2 protein-coding genes and 2 pseudogenes are annotated in these 1,984 nt (G+C 72.5%); 1 reads left to right on the plus strand and 3 read right to left on the minus strand.

The annotated features are described in order from the left end of the window. The 3 genes and pseudogenes from A5704_RS24160 to A5704_RS24170 all read right to left on the minus strand — a co-directional run. The coding region (locus A5704_RS24160; protein WP_156675534.1) for a reverse transcriptase-like protein at positions 1-303 on the minus strand (303 nt) is incomplete at its 3' end. Continuing rightward, the gene (locus A5704_RS24165; protein WP_067891464.1) at positions 300-1,037 is read right to left on the minus strand and encodes a zinc ribbon domain-containing protein; all 738 of its coding nucleotides are present in this window, start codon (positions 1,035-1,037) and stop codon (positions 300-302) included. The genes A5704_RS24165 and A5704_RS24160, both read right to left, overlap by 4 nt. Beyond that, a pseudogene (locus A5704_RS24170) lies at positions 1,037-1,573 on the minus strand (Nif3-like dinuclear metal center hexameric protein); the annotation flags it as partial. The pseudogene A5704_RS24170 and the gene A5704_RS24165, both read right to left, overlap by 1 nt. On the opposite strand from A5704_RS24170, the pseudogene A5704_RS24175 reads away from it, so the two are divergent. Next, positions 1,569-1,984, plus strand: a pseudogene (locus A5704_RS24175) (Nif3-like dinuclear metal center hexameric protein); the annotation flags it as partial. The pseudogenes A5704_RS24170 and A5704_RS24175 overlap by 5 nt on opposite strands.

The following is a 1,984-nucleotide window of genomic DNA, read 5'->3' on the forward strand; positions in this document are numbered from 1 at the left end:
CGTTCGGGCCTGGCCGTGCAGTTCGACCAGGTCGGGATGCTTGACCTTCCACCGCCCCGACATCTGCTCCACCAACAGCTTGGAATCCAGGAAGACCGCGGCCTCGGTGGCGCCGAGTTGCAGGGCGTCCTCCAAACCGGCCAGCAGTCCACGGTATTCGGCGACGTTGTTGGTGGCCCGGCCGATGGCCTGCTTGTTCTCCGCCAGCGCCGTCGAGCGGTCCTCGGTCCACACGACGGCCCCGTAGCCGGCCGGTCCCGGATTGCCGCGCGAGCCGCCGTCGGCCTCGATCACCACCTTCATTGGTCGAAGCCCTTGACCCGCAACAGGATCGCGCCGCACTCGGGGCATCGCACCACGTCGTCGTCGGCCGCGGCCGAGATGCGGGACATTTCGCCCCGGTCGATCTCGAGGCGGCAGGCGCCGCATCGGCGTCCCAGCAACGGCCCGGCGCCCGGGCCTCCCCCGGCGCGCTGGCGTTCGTAGAGCGCGGTCAGGGCGGGGTCCAGTTCGGCGGTCAGGGCCTCGCGGCGCGACGAATGCGCCTCCCGAGCCGCACTGATTTCGGTGAGCGCGGCGTCGAGAGCCTGCCGGGCGCCGGCCAGTTCGGTCTCCAGCGCCTCGACCTTGCGTTGCGCGTCGTCCAATTGAGACTGCAGCTCCTCGCGGCGCTCCATCACCTCCAGCAGCGAATCTTCCAGGCTGCCCTGGCGACGCGTCAGCGTCTCGAGCTCGTGCTGCAGGTCCGACAGTTGCTTGGCGTCGGCGGCGCCGGACTGCAGCAGCGACCGGTCGCGGTCTTCGCGCTGGCGGACCGCTTCGATTTCGGACTCGAACCGCGACACCTGAACATCGATGTCCTCCAAGGCGATCCGAATGGCGCTCACCCGGTCGGCGGCGTCGTTGAGTTCGTCCTGCAACCGCTCGCAGGCCTGTTGCTCGGCCAGATGGCCGGCCCGGTGCGTGATGCGGGACAGCTCCGCATCCAGTTTCGACAGCTCGAGCAGCGAACGCTGCTGAGCGACTTCGGCCTTCATCACGCCTCACCCCCGGTCTCGTCGCCGCACTGCCCCATGGTCCAGGGGTCGGTGCGGATGGTGCACACCCGCACCGCCAGCGCCGCACCGAAACGGGACCGCAGCACGTCGGCGGCCTGGTGGCACCACGGAAATTCACTGGCCCAGTGCGCCACGTCCACCAGCGCCACAGCAGAACCCCGGCGATGCTCGTCGGCCGGATGGTGTCGCAGGTCGGCCGTTACGTAGGCCTGCACCCCTGCGGCCGCCGCGGCCGCCAGCAGCGAGTCCCCCGCGCCGCCGCAGACGGCGACCCGGGACACCGGCAGGTCGGGATCGCCCGCCGCGCGGACCCCCCAGGCCGTCCGCGGCAGCGCGGCGTCCACGCGGGACACGAAGTCGCGCAGCGGTTCCGGCCGGGGCAGGGCGCCGATCCGCCCCAGCCCGGCGTCGCCCGGCGCGGGCACCAACGCGAACAGGTCGAACGCCGGCTCCTCGTAGGGATGGGCGGCGCGCATCGCCGCCAGCACGGCTCCCCGGATCCGCGCGGCCGCGACCGACCTCGACAAGTGGGTGGTCTACGTGCCGCGCGAGAACTCAGAAGCGGTGCAGGCGGCCGTGTTCGAGGCCGGCGCCGGGCACATCGGCGACTACTCGCACTGCAGCTGGAGTGTCAGCGGCATCGGCCAGTTCCTGCCGCACGAAGGGGCGTCGCCCGCGGTGGGCAGCGTCGGCACCGTCGAGCGGGTGGCCGAGGATCGGTTCGAGGTGGTCGCGCCCGCGCGGATCCGGGGAGCCGTGCTGGCGGCGATGCGCGCCGCCCATCCCTACGAGGAGCCGGCGTTCGACCTGTTCGCGTTGGTGCCCGCGCCGGGCGACGCCGGGCTGGGGCGGATCGGCGCCCTGCCCCGGCCGGAACCGCTGCGCGACTTCGTGTCCCGCGTGGACGCCGCGCTGCCGCGGACGGC

Source organism: Mycobacterium sp. E735 (assembly GCF_001666955.1).
GTDB lineage: Bacteria > Actinomycetota > Actinomycetes > Mycobacteriales > Mycobacteriaceae > Mycobacterium.

Bases quoted from the DNA above. Each gene is read 5' to 3' on its own strand.
- A5704_RS24165 (WP_067891464.1), bottom strand. From the start codon at position 1,037: ATGAAGGCCGAAGTCGCTCAGCAGCGTTCGCTGCTCGAGCTGTCGAAA.